Below are 17,294 nucleotides of genomic sequence, written 5' to 3'. Positions count from 1 at the left end.
GTCCGCCGCGTCCACCGGCCCAGTCCACGAGGCCCGGACGTCTCATCTCCACCCGGACCGGTCGGAACGGGTGCGCCACCAGCAGGTCATCGGACTGCTGGGTGTGCGAAAGCACACCGAATACACCGTTGCGGGACAGTTCCGGATTCGCACCGGATTCCCCTGGGGTGGCGGCGAGCACGAGCATACATCTTGTGTCGGGTCCCGATGCTGAGCCCACATCTTGTGTCTGTGTGGCGCACGGCACGTAGGTGGCGAGGGCCCTCGGGGCGGTGCGGCACGGCTCGAACACGGCCCCGGGGCGCGGCCGTCGGGGCCGCTCGCGGGGCGTGGCGGGGGCGGGGAGGGGCGCTCGCCGGGTGCGCGGTGTCCGGCGGTGGCGGGTGCGCCGCGGTGCGCCGTGGCGCCGCCTCGCGGGTCCGCCCGTCTGCCGGTCGGATTCCCGTGGTGGTCACGCTGGGTGAGTGGTCGGGGGCGGTCTGAAAGTGGCGACAGAGGTCCAGACAACATCCCCGCAACCGGGGTTCGTGGTCGGCCCTACGCCATTCGACGGGCCGTCGTCCAGCCTGTGGTGCGAGGTTCCTGGGACAGGAGGGGGAGGGGTGTCGGGTGCCCGAAGAGGCCCGTCCGTCCCGTTCCTCCGGTGCTCCGGAGCGGACGCGCCGGTGCCCCGGCGGGGCCGGAAACGGCCCGCCGGGGCACCGGGGTGCGCGGGGTCAGTCCTGGGGGCGCTTGAGGCGGGCCACGAACTTGTAGCGGTCGCCGCGGTAGACCGAGCGCACCCACTCCACGGGGCGTCCCTCGCCGTCCACGGAGTGGCGGGAGAGCATCAGCATCGGCAGGCCCACGTCCGTGCTGAGCAGGCCGGCTTCGCGCGGGGTGGCGAGCGAGGTCTCGATGGTCTCCTCGGCCTCGGCCAGGTGGATGCCGTAGACCTCGGCCAACGCCGTGTACAGGGAGGTGTACTTGACCAGGGACCGGCGCAGCGCGGGGAAGCGCTTGGCGGACAGGTGCGTGGTCTCGATGGCCATCGGCTCGCCGCTGGCCAGCCGGAGCCGCTCGATCCTCAGCACCCGTCCGCCGGCCGTGATGTCGAGCAGCTCCGCGAGCCGGTCGTCGGCGGTGACGTACCCGACGTCGAGCAGCTGGGAGGTGGGCTCCAGCCCCTGGGCCCGCATGTCCTCGGTGTAGGAGGTGAGCTGGAGCGCCTGCGCCACCTTGGGCTTGGCGACGAAGGTCCCCTTGCCCTGGATGCGCTCCAGTCGACCCTCGACCACCAGTTCCTGGAGCGCCTGGCGTACCGTGGTGCGCGAGGTGTCGAACTCTGCGGCGAGTGTCCGCTCCGGTGGGACCGGGCTACCCGGTGCCAGCGTGTCGGTCATGTCGAGCAGGTGTTTCTTCAGCCGGTAGTACTTCGGCACGCGTGCGGTGCGGCCCGTGGTTGCCGTTTCCGTCGCCGCGGACGTACCCATCCGGGTAACCTCGCTGGCCATCGTCCGCCTTTCCGGCTGTCGTGCTGCTGCCGCCACCGGCTCCTCCGTCTGTAGCGGCTCACATCGTGACACGGCGTGCCCGGAGTGAGCCGAGCCCCCTCAGGTGTCGGTCCGATAACGGACGTGACAGCCCTTCTTATACACCCTTGACACCCCTAAAGGTCTAGGCCAAGCTCCGGGTACTGGTCTACACCATTAAAGGCCAGGTCCCAGTCCCACGTGCAGTTTCTCGCGTAGTCATTCGCTGTGGGTGTGGGGGGTAGGCATCCTGAGGAGGGTGACGTGAAGCGCAAGCTCATTGCGGCCATCGGTGTCGCGGGCATGGTGTTCTCGGTCGCGGCGTGCGGCAGCGACAAGGACGAGGACAAGAAGGGCTCCGGCGACTCGAAGAAGGGCGGGACGATCACCGTCTGGTCCATGGACGGGTCGACGCCGGACGCCTGGAAGTCGGCCGTCGCGGCCGACTTCGAGAAGAAGACCGGTGCGAAGGTCAAGTTCGAGACCCAGGTCTGGAACGGCATCCAGCAGAAGATCACCACCGCGCTCTCCGAGTCCACGCCGCCGGACGTCATCGAGGTCGGCAACACCCAGACCCCCGCCTACGCCGCCACCGAGGGCCTCGCCGAGCTGGGCGACCTGAAGAGCGAGATCGGTGCAGACTGGACCCCGGCGCTCAACCAGTCGGCCATCTACAACGGCAAGCAGTACGCCGCGCCCTGGTACGTCACCAACCGCGTGGTCCTCTACAACAAGAAGATCTGGGCCGAGGCCGGTCTGAAGGACACGCCCAAGACGCGTGACGAGTTCTTCAAGGCGCTCGACACCATCAAGGAGAAGACCAAGGCCGAGCCGATGTACATGGCCGGTCAGAACTGGTACTTCTTCGACGGTCTGACCATCGGCAAGGGTGCCGACCTGGTGAAGAAGGAAGGCGACAAGTACGTCTCCAACCTGTCCGACCCGAAGGTCGGCGAGGCCATGGAGCTGTACAAGAAGTACGCCTCCTACTCCAAGGCCCCCAAGGACAAGGACGAGGCCACCCCGCAGCAGGCGGACGTCTTCGCCAAGGGCAAGGTCGCGACCTTCATCGGCACCCCGTCCGAGGCCGGCATCGCCACCAAGGCCAACCCGGCCATCGCCAAGGACATCGGCTACTTCGCCATCCCGGGCGACACGGCCGACAAGCACGAGGGCGTGTTCCTCGGCGGCTCGAACCTGGTGGTCCCCGCGGGCAGCAAGAACCAGGAGCTGGCCAAGGAGTTCCTGAAGATCGCGTTCGCCGACGAGCACCAGATCGCGTTCGCCAAGCTCCAGGGCTACACGCCGAACAAGGAGTCCCTGCTCCCCAAGATCAAGGGCGTGAACCTTGGTCTCGACGAGGCGTCCAAGGGCGCTTCGTTCGGTGGCACCACCCCGCTGATTCCGGAGTGGGCCGCGGTCGAGAACGTCCCGAACCCGATCAAGGACTACATGACCGCCGTCCTGAACGGTAAGTCGCACGCCGACGCCGCGAAGGAAGCCGACAAGGAGATCAACGAGCGTCTCGCCAAGAAGAACTGACCCCACCGCGCCCGGCGGCGGCGGGCCCGGACCCAGTAGGACACCCGACGGGGTGACCTGAACAGAGGACCGGCCCGCCGCCTCCGGGCGCACCGGTGTGCGCCCCGACGGCGGGGCGACACCAGCATCGAGTACGTACAGCCAAGGAAGAGACGGCGACGACGATGTCAGTGCAGACAGAACAAGCGGACGCGGGCGGGGTGTCCGGCGTCCACAAGGGCGAGGCGCCACCGCCTCGCGGCGCGGGGAGCGCCACCAGGAACGACGGGGGCGGCCAGAGACGGCCACGGCAGAGTGGTTCGCTCATCCCCTACCTGTTGCTGCTGCCGGCGATGATCGTCACCATCGTGCTGCTCGGCTGGCCGCTGGTGAAGAACGGCATGCTGTCGTTCCAGAACCTCAACGCCAAGCAACTGATCCTCCACCTCACCGAGTGGAACGGGATCAAGAACTACACGGAGACGCTGAGCAACAACGACTTCTGGAACGTCGTCCTCCGTTCGTTCTTCTTCACGGTGGCCAACGTCACCCTGATCATGGTGCTCGGCACCCTGGTCGGTCTGCTCCTCGCCCGTCTGGGCAAGCGGATGCGGGTCGTGCTGATGCTGGCCCTGGTGCTCGCCTGGGCCATGCCGATCATCGCGGCCACCACGGTCTTCCAGTGGCTGTTCGCACAGCGCTTCGGCGTCGTCAACTACCTCCTGGTCCAGCTGGGCTTCGAGGGCATGGCCGACCACAACTGGCTCGGCACCCAGTTCTCCACCTTCGCGGTGGTGACGCTGGTGATCGTCTGGATGTCGATCCCGTTCGTGGCGATCAACCTCTACGCGGCCACCACCACCATCCCCAAGGAGCTGTACGAGGCCGCGGCGCTCGACGGCGCCGACTCCTGGAAGATCTTCCGGACGGTGACCTTCCCGTTCCTGAAGCCCTTCCTGTGGGCCACGCTCTTCCTCGAAGTCATCTGGGTGTTCAAGTCCTTCGCCCAGATCTTCGCCATCAACCAGGGCGGACCCAACCGCTCGACCGAGACCCTCCCCGTGTACGCGTACATCGAGGGCTTCGGCAACCAGCACTTCGGCATGGGCGCGGCGATCTCGATCCTCACGATCCTGATCCTGCTGCTGCTCACCTCCTACTACCTGCGCACGGTGCTCAAGCAAGAGGAGGACGAGCTGTGAAGAGCTCCTTCCTGGGCCGCATCTGGCCCAACGCCGCGGCGGCCCTCCTCGTCGGGGTCTTCGTCTTCCCCGTCTACTGGATGTTCTCCACGGCCTTCAAGGAGGCCAAGGACATCGTCACGGACACCCCGATGTGGTTCCCGACGAGTCCGACGTTCCAGCACTTCAAGACCGCGACCGAGGCCGAGGGCTTCTGGACGCTGCTGCGCAACTCCCTGCTGGTCACGACCATCGCGGTCACCCTCTCCCTGCTCATCGCGCTCTTCGCGTCCTTCGCGCTCGCCCGGATGCGGTTCAAGGGGCGGCGCGGCTTCATCCTCGCGGTCATGATCGCGCAGATGGCGCCCTGGGAGGTCATGGTCATCGCGATCTACCTGATCGTGCGTGACGCGGACATGCTGAACAGCCTGGTGCCGCTGACCATCTTCTACATGGTCATGGTGCTGCCCTTCACCATCCTGACGCTGCGCGGCTACGTGGCCGCGGTGCCCAAGGAGTTGGAGGAGTCCGCCATGGTCGACGGCTGCACCCGTCCGCAGGCGTTCATCAAGGTGATCTTCCCGCTGCTGGCCCCCGGTCTGATGGCGACCTCGCTGTTCGGCTTCGTCACGGCGTGGAACGAGTTCTCGATGATCCTGGTCCTCAACAAGGACCTCGAAGCCCAGACCCTGCCGATCTGGCTGACCAGCTTCCGGACCACCTTCGGCGACGACTGGGGCGCCACCATGGCGGCCTCCACCATCTTCGCCATCCCGGTCCTGGTCCTGTTCGTCTTCCTCCAGCGCAAGGCAGTCAGCGGCCTCACCGAAGGCGCAGTGAAGGGATAGCACCCGATGACGACGCTTGCTTCCACCGACGTCCTCACCAAGGACGCGCTCACCGTCCTCCAGCCCGGCTTCCCCGGCACCAGCGCACCCGACTGGCTGCTGCGCAGGCTCGGCGAAGGGCTCGCCTCCGTCGGACTGTTCGGCCGGAACATCCACACGGCCGACCAACTGGCGGCGCTCACCGCCCAGTTGCGGGCCGAGCGGGACGACGTCCTGGTCGCCATCGACGAGGAGGGCGGTGACGTCACGCGCCTTGAGGTGCGGGACGGCTCCTCCTTCCCGGGCAACCTCGCCCTCGGGGCGATCGACGACGTCGACCTGACCCGTGCGGTCGCCCACGAACTGGGCCGCCGCCTCGCCGAGTGTGGGGTCAACCTCAACTGGGCGCCGTCCGCGGACGTCAACGCCAACCCCGACAACCCGGTCATCGGCGTGCGGGCCTTCGGGGCCGACACCGACCTGGTGGGGCGGCACACCGCCGCCTACGTCGAGGGCCTCCAGGCCGCCGGGGTCGCCGCGTGCACCAAGCACTTCCCCGGCCACGGCGACACCGCGGTCGACTCGCACCACGCGCTGCCCCGCATCGACGTGGACCTGGAGACCCTGCGCGCCCGTGACCTGCCGCCGTTCCTCGCGGCCATCGCGGCCGGCTCCCGGTCCGTGATGAGCGCCCACATCCTGGTGCCGGCGCTCGACCCCGAGCGTCCCGCCACGCTCTCCCGCCGCATCCTCACGGGTCTGCTGCGCGAGGAGCTCGGCTACGACGGCCTGATCGTCACCGACGGCATGGAGATGCAGGCCATCGCCGGCACGTACGGCATCGAGCGCGGCAGCGTGATGGCCATCGCGGCCGGCGCCGACGCGATCTGCGTGGGCGGCGGGCTCAACGACGAGGACACCGTGCTGCGGCTGCGCGACGCGCTCGTCGCCGCCGTGCGCACCGGTGACCTCGCCGAGGAGCGGCTCGCCGACGCGGCGGCCCGGGTGCGGGCGCTGGCCGCCTGGACGGCCTCCGCCGCCCGGGCCACCGAGGCCCGCACCGACATCGGCCTGGTCGCCGCCCGGCGCGCCCTGACCGTCACCCGCGGCGAGGGCTACACCGGCCCGGTCACCGGGGCGCCGTTCGTGGCCTCGTTCCCGCCGGTCGCCAACATCGCGGTCGGCGACGAGACCCCCTGGGGCCTCGTCGGCGAGCTCCGCAAGCTGTTGCCCGGCACCGAGGGCGAGGGCTTCACCGGGGACACGGCGGGCGAAGCGGCGCTGAAGGCCGCCGGGGACCGGCGGATCGTCGCCGTGGTCCGCGACGCGCACCGCCACCCGTGGATGCGCGAGGCCCTCGGCACCCTGATCGCCGCCCGGCCGGACACGGTCGTGGTGGAGATGGGCGTGCCGCGGTCGACCCCGGTCGGCTCGCTGTACGTGGCCACCCACGGTGCCGCACGGGTGTGCGGTACGGCCGCCGCCGAGGCGCTGACCGCCACCCACTGATAGACCAGACCCCCGTGCCGAGTTGGGGCTCGGCACGGGGGCCTGTTCCACGTTCCGCACCGGATGCGGAAAGAGGCGTCGGGCGCCCCCCTCGGAGGGGGGCGCCCGACGCCTCTTGGTGCGGGAGGCCGCCGGCGGCTCAGATGCCCTGCCAGGCGGGCTTGTTGGCGTAGGCGTGCCGGAAGTAGTCGGCCAGCTTCAGCTTCGAGGCGGCGGCCTCGTCCACCACGACCGTGGCGTGCGGGTGCAGTTGCAGCGCCGAGGCGGGGCACACCGAGGCCACCGGACCCTCGACGGTCGCGGCGACCGCCTCCGCCTTGCCCGCGCCGGTGGCGAGCAGCACCAGGTGGCGGGCGTCCAGGATGGTCCCGATGCCCTGGGTGATCACGTGGTGCGGCACCTGGTCGATGTCGTCGTCGAAGAACCGGGCGTTGTCGACGCGGGTCTGCTCGGTGAGCGTCTTGATCCGGGTGCGCGAAGCGAGCGAGGAGCAGGGCTCGTTGAAGCCGATGTGCCCGTCGGTGCCGATGCCGAGCAACTGGAGGTCCACGCCCCCGGCGGCGGTCAGCGCGGCCTCGTAGGAGGCGCAGGCGGCGGCGACGTCCTCGGCGGTGCCGTCGGGCCCGAGGAACGCCTCGGCGTTGATGCCGAGCGGCTCCAGCACCTCCTTGCGCAGCACCGAGCGGTAGGACTCGGGGTGGTCGGCGGGCAGACCGACGTACTCGTCGAGCTGGGCTATCCGGGCCCGCCCGACCTCCACCGCACCGGCCCGCACCTTCGCCTCCAGCGCGCGGTAGACGGGGAGCGGGGTGGAACCGGTGGCGACGCCGAGCACCGCGTCCGGCTTGCGGCGCAGCAGCGCCGCCATGGCCTCGGCGATGAGCTCGCCGCCTGCCGCCGCGTCGGGGACGATCACAACTTCCACGCTGGGCCTGCCGATCTGGAGAACGAACACGGACGGAACCACGATAGTGGTATAGACCAATCTAGCAGAAGTGCCCGGTCACACGGGGGGCGAGCGGGTGCGCCGCGGCGCGACCATGGCCGGAGCCGGGGAGCACCGCACCCCCGTGGACAGGCGCCCAAGGCGCTGGGGGAGTGGAATGGGAGGGGGCCCCACCCGCCCCGGAAGCCCGCCCGCCGGAGGGAGCCCGCATGACCGCCACGCCCGTCCCCGACCCCCAGCGCGAGCGGCCCGGCCGGATCATGTCCCGCGAGATGGCGGAACAGCCCGCCGTGCTGCGCCGCGTCCTCGACACCGGCGCCCCCGCCGTGCAACGGGTCGCCGAGCGGATCGCCGCCCGGCGCCCCCGCTTCGTCCTGCTCACCGCCCGCGGCACCTCCGACAACGCCGCGCTGTACGCCAAGTACCTGCTGGAGATCCGGCGCGGACTGCCCTGCGGGCTCACCTCGATGTCCACCACCACCGCCTACGGGGCCCGCCCCGACCTGCGCGACGTCCTCGTCATCACGGTCAGCCAGTCCGGCGGCTCGCCCGACCTGGTGGCCTCCACCCGGGCCGCCCGCGAGGCCGGCGCCCTCACCCTCGCCGTCACCAACAACCCGGACTCCGCCCTCGCGGCGGTCTCCGAGTTCCACCTGGACGTCCTGGCCGGCCCCGAACGCGCCCTGCCCGCCACCAAGACGTACACCGCCTCCCTGCTGACGCTGTACCTCTTCGTGGAGGGCCTCGCCGGCGCGGACGGGGGCGCCGCACTGCCCCTGCCGGAGTTGGCCGCCCGGCTGTTGGACCGGCAGGCGGAGGTCCGGGCGCTGGCCGCCCGCTACCGCTTCGCCGAACGCATGGTGATCACCTCCCGCGGCTACGGCTACCCCACCGCCAAGGAGGCCGCCCTCAAGCTCATGGAGACCAGCTACATCCCGGCCCTGTCCTACTCGGGCGCCGATCTGCTGCACGGCCCGCTGGCGATGGTCGACAACATCTCCCCGGTGATCGCCGTCGTCACCGCAGGCAAGGGCGGCGAGGCCCTGCAACCCGTCCTCGACCGGCTGCGGGGCCGGGGCGCCGACCTGGTGGTCGTCGGCCCGCGGGCCCAGGTGGAGGCCGCGTCCGCCGGGTTCGTGCTGCCCACCGAGGACGTGCCCGAGGAACTCCAGCCGGTCCTGGAGATCATCCCGCTGCAACTCCTCGCCCACGAGGTCACCCTCGCCCGCGGCCAGGACCCGGACGCCCCGCGCGCCCTCGCCAAGGTCACCGAGACCCGCTGACCGCCGCCCCGGTGGGGGGGCGCCCCGGGGCGGCGGACGTCCCCCGGATAGCGTCGCCCCCATGATCGAGCCGTCCCCGCCCGCCCGCCCCACGAGACCCCGCGCCCCGCGCCCGACCCCGGGGGAGGGCACGCCGTGACGCTCTGGGAGATGGTCGCCGTCCTCGCCGCCGGAGCGGGCGCCGGCGCCATCAACGCCGTCGTGGGCTCCGGCACCCTCATCACCTTCCCCGTCCTGCTCGCGGTCGGCCTGTCCCCGGTCACCGCCACCGTCTCCAACGGCCTCGGCCTGGTCCCGGGCGCGCTGAGCGGCGCCTTCGGCTACCGCCGGGAGTTGGCCGGGCAGCGGGCCCGGGTGCTGCGCCTGGGGGTCGTCACCGGGATCGGCGCGGTCATCGGGGCCGCGCTGCTGCTCACCCTGCCCGAGTCGGCCTTCGAGGCGGTGGTGCCGGTCCTGGTCGGGATGGCGCTGGTGCTGGTCGTCCTCCAGCCCCGGATCAGCCGTGCGGTCAAGCGCCGCCACGAGCGCGCCGGCTCCCGTCCGCACCCGGAGGGCGGGGTGCCGCTGCTCGTCGGCATGGGACTGGCCAGCGTCTACGGGGGCTACTTCACCGCCGCCCAGGGGATCATCTACCTCTCGCTGATGGGCTCCCTGATCGACGACACCCTGCAACGGCTCAACGCCGTCAAGAACGTGCTCGCGGCGATCGTCAACGGGGTCGCCGCGGTCTTCTTCCTCTTCGTCGCCGACTTCGACTGGACGGCCGTGCTGCTCATCGCGGTGGGCTCCACGCTCGGCGCCCTGGCCGGGGCCGCGGTGGGACGCCGCATCAGCCCGACGGTGCTCCGCGCGGTGATCGTGACCGTGGGCACCGCCGCACTGGTCCAACTGATCGTGCGGTGAACGTCGGAGCGATCACTTCTCGCCAGCGTCGACCCCCGCCCGACAAACATGGGCCAACGCATGGACAGACGCGAATGGTCTAGTCCAGAATGGAAAACGATGGACCTCCGGGGACTCCCCGGGACCACCATTCCGTTCTCCCCGCACAGGAGGACGGTCGAGGAACCGGAGCTCTCTGCCCTGACTGCACCGGCTCCTCACCCAACGGCCGACCGGGACCGCACACCCGCCGGCCGGGTTTGCTCCGGGCTGCGGTGCCGGGAGGGTTGAGGGTCCCTCCCAGGCACCGTGGCCCGCGGGCCTTTCCGTGACCCTGCGCTCGTCGCCCCGCACGGCCGTCTTCCGACGTCGTCCCCGGGCCGTCGTGATCCGGCCAGGTACGCTCGCCCCGTGCCCTCCATGAACGATCTCGTCCGCCAGCACGCCGCCCTGTCCGACACGGACCTGGAGTGGCTGCACCTGCTGGTGTCGGAGTGGCAGTTGCTCTCCGACCTCTCCTTCGCCGACCTCGTGCTGTGGGTACCCACCCGGGACGGCACCCGCTACGTCTCCGTCGCCCAGATGCGGCCCAACACCGGGCCCACCTCGTACCAGGACGACATGGTGGGCCACCTGGTGCCGCGCGGCCGGCGCCCGCTGCTGGACGTCGCCCTCGACGAGGGGCGCATCGTCCGCGAGGGGGACCCGGAGTGGCGCGAGGAGGTCCCGGTCCGGGTCGAGTCCATCCCGGTCAGCAGGGAGGGCCGGGTGCTGGGCGTCATCGCCCGCAACACCAACCTGCTGACCGTCCGCACCCCCTCCCGACTCGAACTCACCTACCTCCAGAGCGCCTCGGACCTGGCGCAGATGATCGCCGCGGGCTCGTTCCCCTTCCCCGGCCAGCAGGTCGACATGGACGCCTCCCCCCGGGTCGGCGACGGGCTGATCCGGCTGGACGCCGACGGGGCCGTGCAGTACGCCTCGCCCAACGCCCTCTCCGCCTACCACCGGCTGGGGCTCGCCGCCGACCTGGTCGGCCACCACCTGGGCACCACCACCGCCGAACTCGCCCCGTCCCGGGGGCCGGTGGACGAGGCCCTGGTGAAGATGGCCAGCGGCTGGGCGCCCCGCGAGTTCGAGATCGAGGGCAGCGGGGGAGTGATCCAGCTCCGGGCGATCCCCCTGAAACCGAAGGGCCCGCGCATCGGGTCCCTGGTGCTGCTGCGCGACGTCACCGAGCTGCGCCGGCGCGAGCGGGAGCTGATCACCAAGGACGCCACCATCCGGGAGATCCACCACCGGGTGAAGAACAACCTCCAGACGGTCGCCGCCCTGCTGCGGCTCCAGGCCCGCCGGATCGAGTCCGAGCGCGGCCGGGCGGCGCTGGAGGAGGCGGTGCGCCGGGTCGGCTCCATCGCGATCGTCCACGAGACGCTGTCCCAGAACCTCGACGAGCGGGTGGAGTTCGACGAGATCGCCGACCGGGTCCTCGCGATGGTCGCGGAAATCTCCCCGGGCAAGGTCACCGGCCGCCGCACCGGCCGCTTCGGCATCCTCGACGCGGAGGTGGCCACCCCGCTGTCCATGGTCCTCACCGAGGTCCTCCAGAACGCCCTGGAGCACGGCTTCGGGCCGCTCGACACCGGCACCGTCGAGGTGTCCGCGGTCCGCGGCGGATCGGTGCAGGAGGCCCGCCTGCTGGTCACCGTCCAGGACGACGGGGTGGGGCTGCCCGAGGGCTTCGACCCGCACCGCTCGGGCAACCTGGGGCTCCAGATCGTGCGCACCCTGGTCGAGGGCGAACTGGGCGGCACCTTCGACATGGCCACGGCTGCGGAGGGCGGCACCCGGGTCACCCTGGACCTCCCGGTCCGCCCCCACCAGCTCCGGCGGGACCCCCGTCAGGCGTAGCCGCCGTTGCTGAGCAGCAGCTGCCCGTTGACCCACCGCCCCTCGGACGAGCAGAGGAACTCCACCAGCCGGGCGGTGTCCCCGGGGGTGCCCAGCCGGCCGAGCGGGGTCCGGCTGAGGACCTCCGCGCGGACCTCCTCGGACATCCAGCCGGTGTCGACCGGGCCGGGGTTCACCACGTTGGCGGTGACGCCCAGGGCGGCGTACTCCCGGGCGGCGGCCAGGGTGATCCGGTCCAGCGCGCCCTTGCTCGCCCCGTAGGGGACGTTGTCCACGGTGTGGTCGCTGGTCAGAGCGATGATCCGGCCCGTTCCCGGCGGCGCCGCGAACCGCCGCCCGAACTCGCGGATCAGCAGCCAGGAGGCCCGCGCGTTCACCGCGAAGTGCCGGTCGAAGCTCTCGACCGTGGTGTCCAGCAGACCGGAGTCCACCGACTCGCAGTGGCACATCACCAGCGCGGTGACCGGCCCGAACCGCTCCTCGGCCGCATCGAAGACCCGCCCGGCCCCCTCCGGGTCGGCCAGATCGGCCGGGATGCCGAGGCCGGCCGCCCCGTGCGCGGCCAGCTCCGCGGTGACCGCCGCGGCGGCCCCGGGCTCCGCGCCCCAGGGCATGCGCTCGTCGTAGGGGGTCCAGTAGGTGAAGGCGAGGTCCCACCCCGCCGCGGCCAGCCGGGCGGCGATCCCCGCGCCGATCCCGCCGGTGCGGCCCACCCCGGTCACCAGGGCCACGGGACGGGGCGGACGGCCCGTCGCGTTCGGTTCGTCGTCATCGAAGTGCGTCACGGTCCGGGATCGTCGCCCGGGTCCGGACCGGAGGGCAAGGGATTTGTCGCCGCACCCCGATTCCCGTGCCGGGGGTGGGTGTCAGAGAGGCCCGGTCACGGGATATCTTGATGTCGAGACAATGCAGACGTGAAAGGGAGCAACGGTGACTGACTCGACCATCATCTACACCCACACTGACGAGGCTCCGGCCCTGGCGACGCACTCCTTCCTGCCGGTGGTCCGGGCCTACGCCGCGACGGCCGGGATCAGTGTCGAGAGCCGTGACATCTCTCTGGCCGGGCGGATCATCGCCAGCTTCCCCGAGCACCTCGAAGAGTCCCAGCGCATCGACGACGCGCTCGCCGAGCTCGGCGCGCTCGCCAAGAAGCCCGAAGCCAACATCATCAAGCTGCCCAACATCTCGGCCTCCATCCCGCAGCTGAAGGCGGCCGTCGCCGAGCTCCAGCAGCAGGGCTACGCACTGCCGGACTACCCGGACGACCCGAAGACCGACGAGGAGCGCGAGATCCGCGCCCGCTACGACAAGGTCAAGGGCAGCGCCGTGAACCCGGTGCTGCGCGAGGGCAACTCCGACCGCCGCGCCCCCGCCTCGGTGAAGAACTACGCCAAGACCCACCCGCACCGCATGGGCGCCTGGACCCCCGAGTCCAAGACCAACGTCGCGACCATGGGCGAGAACGACTTCCGCTCCACCGAGAAGTCCACCGTGATCGCCGAGGCCGGTTCGCTGCGCATCGAGCTGCTGGGCGAGGACGGTGCCACCACCGTGCTGCGCGAGTCGGTGCCCGTCCTGGCCGGCGAGGTCGTCGACGCCTCGGTGCTCCGCGTCGCCGCGCTGCGCGAGTTCCTGACGGCGCAGGTCGCCCGGGCCAAGGCCGAGGGCGTGCTGTTCTCCGTGCACCTCAAGGCGACCATGATGAAGGTCTCCGACCCGATCGTCTTCGGTCACGTCGTGCGCGCCTTCTTCCCGAAGACCTTCGCCCAGTACGGCGCTGCGCTCGCCGCCGCCGGCCTGTCCCCCAACGACGGCCTGGGCGGCATCCTGAAGGGCCTGGAGACGCTGCCCGAGGGCGCCGCGATCAAGGCGTCCTTCGACGCGGAGCTCGCCGAGGGTCCGGCGCTGGCGATGGTCGACTCCGACAAGGGCATCACCAACCTGCACGTCCCGTCCGACGTCATCGTCGACGCCTCCATGCCGGCCATGATCCGCACCTCCGGCCACATGTGGGGCCCGGACGGCCAGGAGGCCGACACCCTCGCCGTGCTGCCCGACAGCAGCTACTCCGGCGTCTACCAGGTCGTCATCGACGACTGCCGCGCCAACGGCGCCTTCGACCCGGCCACCATGGGCTCGGTGCCCAACGTCGGCCTGATGGCGCAGAAGGCCGAGGAGTACGGCAGCCACGACAAGACCTTCGAGGTGGCGACCGCGGGCACGGTCCGCCTCGTCGACGAGCAGGGCAACGTCGTCCTGGAGCAGGCCGTCGCCGCCGGCGACGTCTTCCGCGCCTGCCAGACCAAGGACGCCCCGGTCCGGGACTGGGTCAAGCTCGCCGTCACCCGCGCCCGCGCCACCGGCGACCCGGCGGTGTTCTGGCTGGACGAGACCCGCGCCCACGACGCCGTGCTGATCGAGAAGGTCAACGCGTACCTGCCGGAGCACGACACCGAGGGCCTGGACATCCGGGTGCTCTCCCCGGTCGAGGCGACCAAGCTCTCCGTGGAGCGCATCCGCCGCGGCGAGAACACCATCTCCGTCACCGGCAACGTGCTGCGCGACTACCTGACCGACCTCTTCCCGATCCTGGAGCTGGGCACCAGCGCCAAGATGCTGTCGGTCGTCCCGCTGATGGCGGGCGGCGGCCTCTTCGAGACGGGCGCCGGCGGCTCCGCCCCCAAGCACGTCCAGCAGCTGGTCAAGGAGGACTACCTGCGCTGGGACAGCCTGGGCGAGTTCTTCGCCCTCGCGGCCAGCTTCGAGCACCTGGCGCAGGTCGCCGGCAACGCGCGGGCCCAGGTCCTCGCCGACACCCTCGACCGGGCCACGGCCACCTTCCTCAACGAGGACAAGTCGCCGACCCGCCGCGTGGGCGGCATCGACAACCGGGGCAGCCACTTCTACCTGTCGCTGTACTGGGCGCAGGAGCTGGCCAAGCAGACCGAGGACGCGGGTCTGGCCAAGGCGTTCGGTCCGCTGGCCGAGGCGCTGACCGCCGGTGAGCAGACGATCGTCGACGAGCTGATCGCGGTCCAGGGCAAGCCGGCCGACATCGGCGGCTACTACCAGCCCGACCCGGCGAAGGCGGCGGCCGTGATGCGTCCGTCGAAGACCTTCAACGAGGCGATCGCCTCCCTCGGCTGACCGTTCCGTTCCCGGGGGGTCACCCCGGGAGCAGGTCCACGTGCGGCCCCGCCCGGCTCAGGCCCGGCGGGGCCGTCCGCCGTGCGGACCGCGGGGGCCGGACACGACGAAGTGGCCGCCACGACCACCGAAGGGGTCGTGACGGCCACCATCACGCGAGCCCCGGAACCTGGCCGGTTCCGGGGCTCGACGGAAGAACACTGCGGGATGACGCGCTGCGGCTCGGGAGGCGGGAGTTGCGCACGCGCTGTGCGCGCCGCCGGTGCCACGGCCCGTACGGGTGGCTGGGCGTCAGGCGGTGGCCTGTCGAGCCCGGTTGCGGGCGGCGCGGCGCTTCATTGCGCGGCGCTCGTCCTCGCTCAGGCCACCCCAGACGCCCGAGTCCTGGCCGGACTCGAGTGCCCACTGCAAACACTGCTCGATGACGGGGCAGCGGCGGCAGACGGCCTTGGCTTCCTCGATCTGCAGCAGCGCGGGACCGGTGTTGCCGATGGGGAAGAACAGCTCGGGGTCTTCCTCGCGGCAAACGGCGTTGTGACGCCAGTCCATGGCTGCTACCTCTCTTGGTGCTACTTCAGTGTGCTTGTGAATGTGAACGCTTTCACGAATCCCTCGACACGGGAAGGGCCTACACCGGAAAGTGACCCGGGGCGGTCCAAGGGTTCGAGGAGGGATTCGGGCTCTTGGTGGGGGCCGGTGGTGCGGCCCGTCCTGAGCGCCACGTAGAGACTCGCAAACCTCAGCTGCGGATACAACCCCTTCTGGAAAGTTTTTTTTGATTCCTCGGTGTCGACTAGGTCACAGCCGTACTTCCATGGGGTGGATCCTTGCCTAAACGTTCGAGTGCAAGGACTTTCGCACGTTCCGCTCACACAATCACACGCAGTGCACGGTCTACGCCTAGGAACGTCACGCTGGTGCGCAGTCCCAGGTGGTCTCCGTCCATCTGGAGGGGGAGTGGAACCTTCGAATGCAAGGTGAACTCATGGAGGTCGTGAAGGCTGGTCGCGTGCTTGCCGTGAGGGCCGCGCTGGGGGGACGAAGTGACCAATTGCGTGGCGTAGCGGGCGACGGCGGGGGTCGTCAGCCGGCTCAGCCCGAGCACGTCCAGTCCGGTGTCGAACGATGCCTTCGGTGCCGCGTAGACCGGGCGATTGCCGAGGTAGGTCCACGGAGCGGTATTACAGACTATGGAGACGAGAAGATCTTCCACTGGTTCTCCACCCGGCTGTTCCAAGGTGATGGAACCGTGTCGGCGGTCCGCTCCCAGGAAATGCCGCAACACCTGGCGCAGATACAGCGCGTGGGTCGAACGCTTTCCCAACTCGCGCTGCTGCTCGACCCGTCCGATCACCCCGGCGTCGAATCCCAGGCCGGCACAGAAAGTGAACCAGCGCCCCGGAACCGCCTCGTCCGCGCTGCCCGGAGTGCCGACGGCGCGACCCAGCCCCACCGTGCGCTCGCTCCCCTGTTCGATCGCGCTCAACAGCGCGCCCGTCGCCTCCACGGCGTCGTTCGGCAGGCCGAGGGCCCGCGCGAAGACATTGGTCGAGCCGCCGGGGACCACCGCGAGCCGGGGCGTGCGCTCCGGGGCGGGCGGCTGTTCGTCGTCCCCGAGGAGGCCGTTCACCACTTCGTTGACGGTGCCGTCACCGCCGAGCGCGACCACCAGGTCGACCTCGCCGTCCCGGGCCGCCCGCCGCGCCAGGTCCCGGGCGTGCCCGCGGTACTCGGTGGTCACCGCTTCCAGCTTCATCTCGCTCGCCAGCGCGTGGATCAGGACGTCACGCGTGCGCGCGCTCGTGGTGGTAGCTGCCGGGTTGACCACGAGGAGTGCGCGCATGTCATGCAGGGTACCCAGCGCGGCGGGCCGCCCCGCACCCCGGGGCGCCGCCGCCCCCGGCCTCCGCCCGCCCGGCGCGGGCTACTCTGCTGGGGTGAGTGCTGAGCAGAAGTCCGCCCCGGGCGCACGCCCCGAAGAGGCCCCCGCGGGCCCCCGCCCCGGACGGTTGACCGCAGCCGCCGCCCTGACCGGACTGGAGGGCGTCGCACTCGTCGTCGGCGGGGTCTACGTGCTGGTCCGCGGGCTGACCGGGGCCGGCAGCGCAGGACAGGCCGCGATGGCCGGGCTGACGCTGGTGGCGCTCGCCGCGCTGCCGCTGATCGCCGCCCGCGGCCTGCTGGCCCTGCGGAGCTGGAGCCGCGGCCCCGCGCTCATGACCCAGTTGGTCGCCCTCCCGGTGGCCTGGACCCTGCTCCAGGCCGACAGCATGCTGATCCCGGGCGGCATCGCCCTCGGGGTGGCGGCGGTGACCACCCTGGTCCTCCTGGTCAACGTGGAGGCCACCGAGGCCCTGGGCATCACGCCTCCCGGCAGCGGGACGTAGCGCACGGCGCCCGAGCGGTCGCGCACCTCGACCAGGGGCGCGCTCGCCGAGAAGTGCGCCGGGCTTGCGCGCCATCCGGAACGCCACGCCTGCGCCCCCGCACGCCGGAGCACCCGCGGTATGCACGACGGCGCCCCGGACCGTACTCGGTCCGGGGCGCCCGCGGGCAAACCCCCGGCGCACACC

Annotated in this window: 14 protein-coding genes and 1 riboswitch; of the genes, 9 read left to right on the top strand and 5 right to left on the bottom strand. The window is 71.0% G+C overall.

Annotation, left to right across the window (positions count from 1 at the left end):
• Nucleotides 1-63: 63 nt before the first annotated feature.
• Nucleotides 64-187: riboswitch (cobalamin riboswitch) on the bottom strand.
• A gap of 529 nt (nucleotides 188-716) precedes the next feature.
• Nucleotides 717-1,472, bottom strand: coding sequence for a GntR family transcriptional regulator (locus ABT092_RS26295; protein WP_445403049.1), 756 nt, complete (start codon nucleotides 1,470-1,472; stop codon nucleotides 717-719).
• 303 nt (nucleotides 1,473-1,775) lie between these two features.
• On the opposite strand from ABT092_RS26295, the gene ABT092_RS26290 reads away from it, so the two are divergent.
• The 4 genes from ABT092_RS26290 to ABT092_RS26275 all read left to right on the top strand — a co-directional run bounded on the left by ABT092_RS26290 (nucleotide 1,776) and on the right by ABT092_RS26275 (nucleotide 6,549).
• Entirely contained in the window at nucleotides 1,776-3,053 is a 1,278-nt protein-coding gene (locus tag ABT092_RS26290) for an extracellular solute-binding protein (RefSeq protein WP_351248058.1), read from the top strand.
• Between the two features lie 164 nt (nucleotides 3,054-3,217).
• Entirely contained in the window at nucleotides 3,218-4,234 is a 1,017-nt protein-coding gene (locus ABT092_RS26285) for a carbohydrate ABC transporter permease (RefSeq protein ID WP_351248056.1), read from the top strand.
• The gene (locus ABT092_RS26280; RefSeq protein WP_351248054.1) at nucleotides 4,231-5,061 is read left to right on the top strand and encodes a carbohydrate ABC transporter permease; all 831 of its coding nucleotides are present in this window, start codon (nucleotides 4,231-4,233) and stop codon (nucleotides 5,059-5,061) included. Before ABT092_RS26285 ends, ABT092_RS26280 begins: the two co-directional genes overlap by 4 nt.
• A gap of 6 nt (nucleotides 5,062-5,067) precedes the next feature.
• The gene (locus ABT092_RS26275; protein ID WP_351248052.1) at nucleotides 5,068-6,549 is read left to right on the top strand and encodes a glycoside hydrolase family 3 protein; all 1,482 of its coding nucleotides are present in this window, start codon (nucleotides 5,068-5,070) and stop codon (nucleotides 6,547-6,549) included.
• Between the two features lie 139 nt (nucleotides 6,550-6,688).
• Here ABT092_RS26275 and nagB read toward each other — a convergent pair whose 3' ends face one another.
• A complete protein-coding gene (nagB, locus tag ABT092_RS26270; RefSeq protein ID WP_351248097.1) occupies nucleotides 6,689-7,474 on the bottom strand; it encodes a glucosamine-6-phosphate deaminase in 786 nt (261 codons plus the stop codon).
• 230 nt (nucleotides 7,475-7,704) lie between these two features.
• Between nagB and ABT092_RS26265 the strand changes: the two genes are divergently transcribed.
• From ABT092_RS26265 to ABT092_RS26255, 3 genes are all read left to right on the top strand, one after another.
• Nucleotides 7,705-8,778, top strand: coding sequence for an SIS domain-containing protein (locus tag ABT092_RS26265; RefSeq protein WP_351248050.1), 1,074 nt, complete (start codon nucleotides 7,705-7,707; stop codon nucleotides 8,776-8,778).
• Between the two features lie 135 nt (nucleotides 8,779-8,913).
• A complete protein-coding gene (locus ABT092_RS26260) occupies nucleotides 8,914-9,681 on the top strand; it encodes a sulfite exporter TauE/SafE family protein (protein WP_351248048.1) in 768 nt (255 codons plus the stop codon).
• A gap of 399 nt (nucleotides 9,682-10,080) precedes the next feature.
• Nucleotides 10,081-11,571: a sensor histidine kinase gene (locus ABT092_RS26255; protein WP_351248095.1), complete on the top strand. Its 1,491-nt coding sequence runs from the start codon at nucleotides 10,081-10,083 to the stop codon at nucleotides 11,569-11,571.
• Here ABT092_RS26255 and ABT092_RS26250 read toward each other — a convergent pair.
• Complete coding sequence (locus ABT092_RS26250; protein ID WP_351248046.1) at nucleotides 11,562-12,356, bottom strand: SDR family oxidoreductase; 795 nt, start codon at nucleotides 12,354-12,356, stop codon at nucleotides 11,562-11,564. The genes ABT092_RS26255 and ABT092_RS26250 overlap by 10 nt on opposite strands.
• A gap of 145 nt (nucleotides 12,357-12,501) precedes the next feature.
• Between ABT092_RS26250 and ABT092_RS26245 the strand changes: the two genes are divergently transcribed.
• Nucleotides 12,502-14,721, top strand: a complete 2,220-nt coding sequence (locus tag ABT092_RS26245) for an NADP-dependent isocitrate dehydrogenase (RefSeq protein WP_351248044.1) — start codon at nucleotides 12,502-12,504, stop codon at nucleotides 14,719-14,721.
• Nucleotides 14,722-15,012: 291 nt separating this feature from the next.
• On the opposite strand, the gene ABT092_RS26240 is transcribed toward ABT092_RS26245, so the two are convergent.
• Together ABT092_RS26240 and ABT092_RS26235 are read right to left on the bottom strand one after the other, a co-directional pair.
• Complete coding sequence (locus ABT092_RS26240; protein WP_007491230.1) at nucleotides 15,013-15,270, bottom strand: WhiB family transcriptional regulator; 258 nt, start codon at nucleotides 15,268-15,270, stop codon at nucleotides 15,013-15,015.
• Between the two features lie 319 nt (nucleotides 15,271-15,589).
• Entirely contained in the window at nucleotides 15,590-16,564 is a 975-nt protein-coding gene (locus ABT092_RS26235) for a diacylglycerol/lipid kinase family protein (protein ID WP_351248041.1), read from the bottom strand.
• Between the two features lie 94 nt (nucleotides 16,565-16,658).
• Between ABT092_RS26235 and ABT092_RS26230 the strand changes: the two genes are divergently transcribed.
• A complete protein-coding gene (locus ABT092_RS26230) occupies nucleotides 16,659-17,108 on the top strand; it encodes a hypothetical protein (protein ID WP_351248039.1) in 450 nt (149 codons plus the stop codon).
• The last annotated feature ends 186 nt before the right edge of the window (nucleotides 17,109-17,294 follow it).

The organism is Streptomyces sp. NPDC002490, from assembly GCF_040296045.1.
GTDB lineage: Bacteria > Actinomycetota > Actinomycetes > Streptomycetales > Streptomycetaceae > Streptomyces.
Note: the sequence above shows the minus strand (reverse complement) of the source record. Positions and strands in the feature narration are given on the sequence as shown.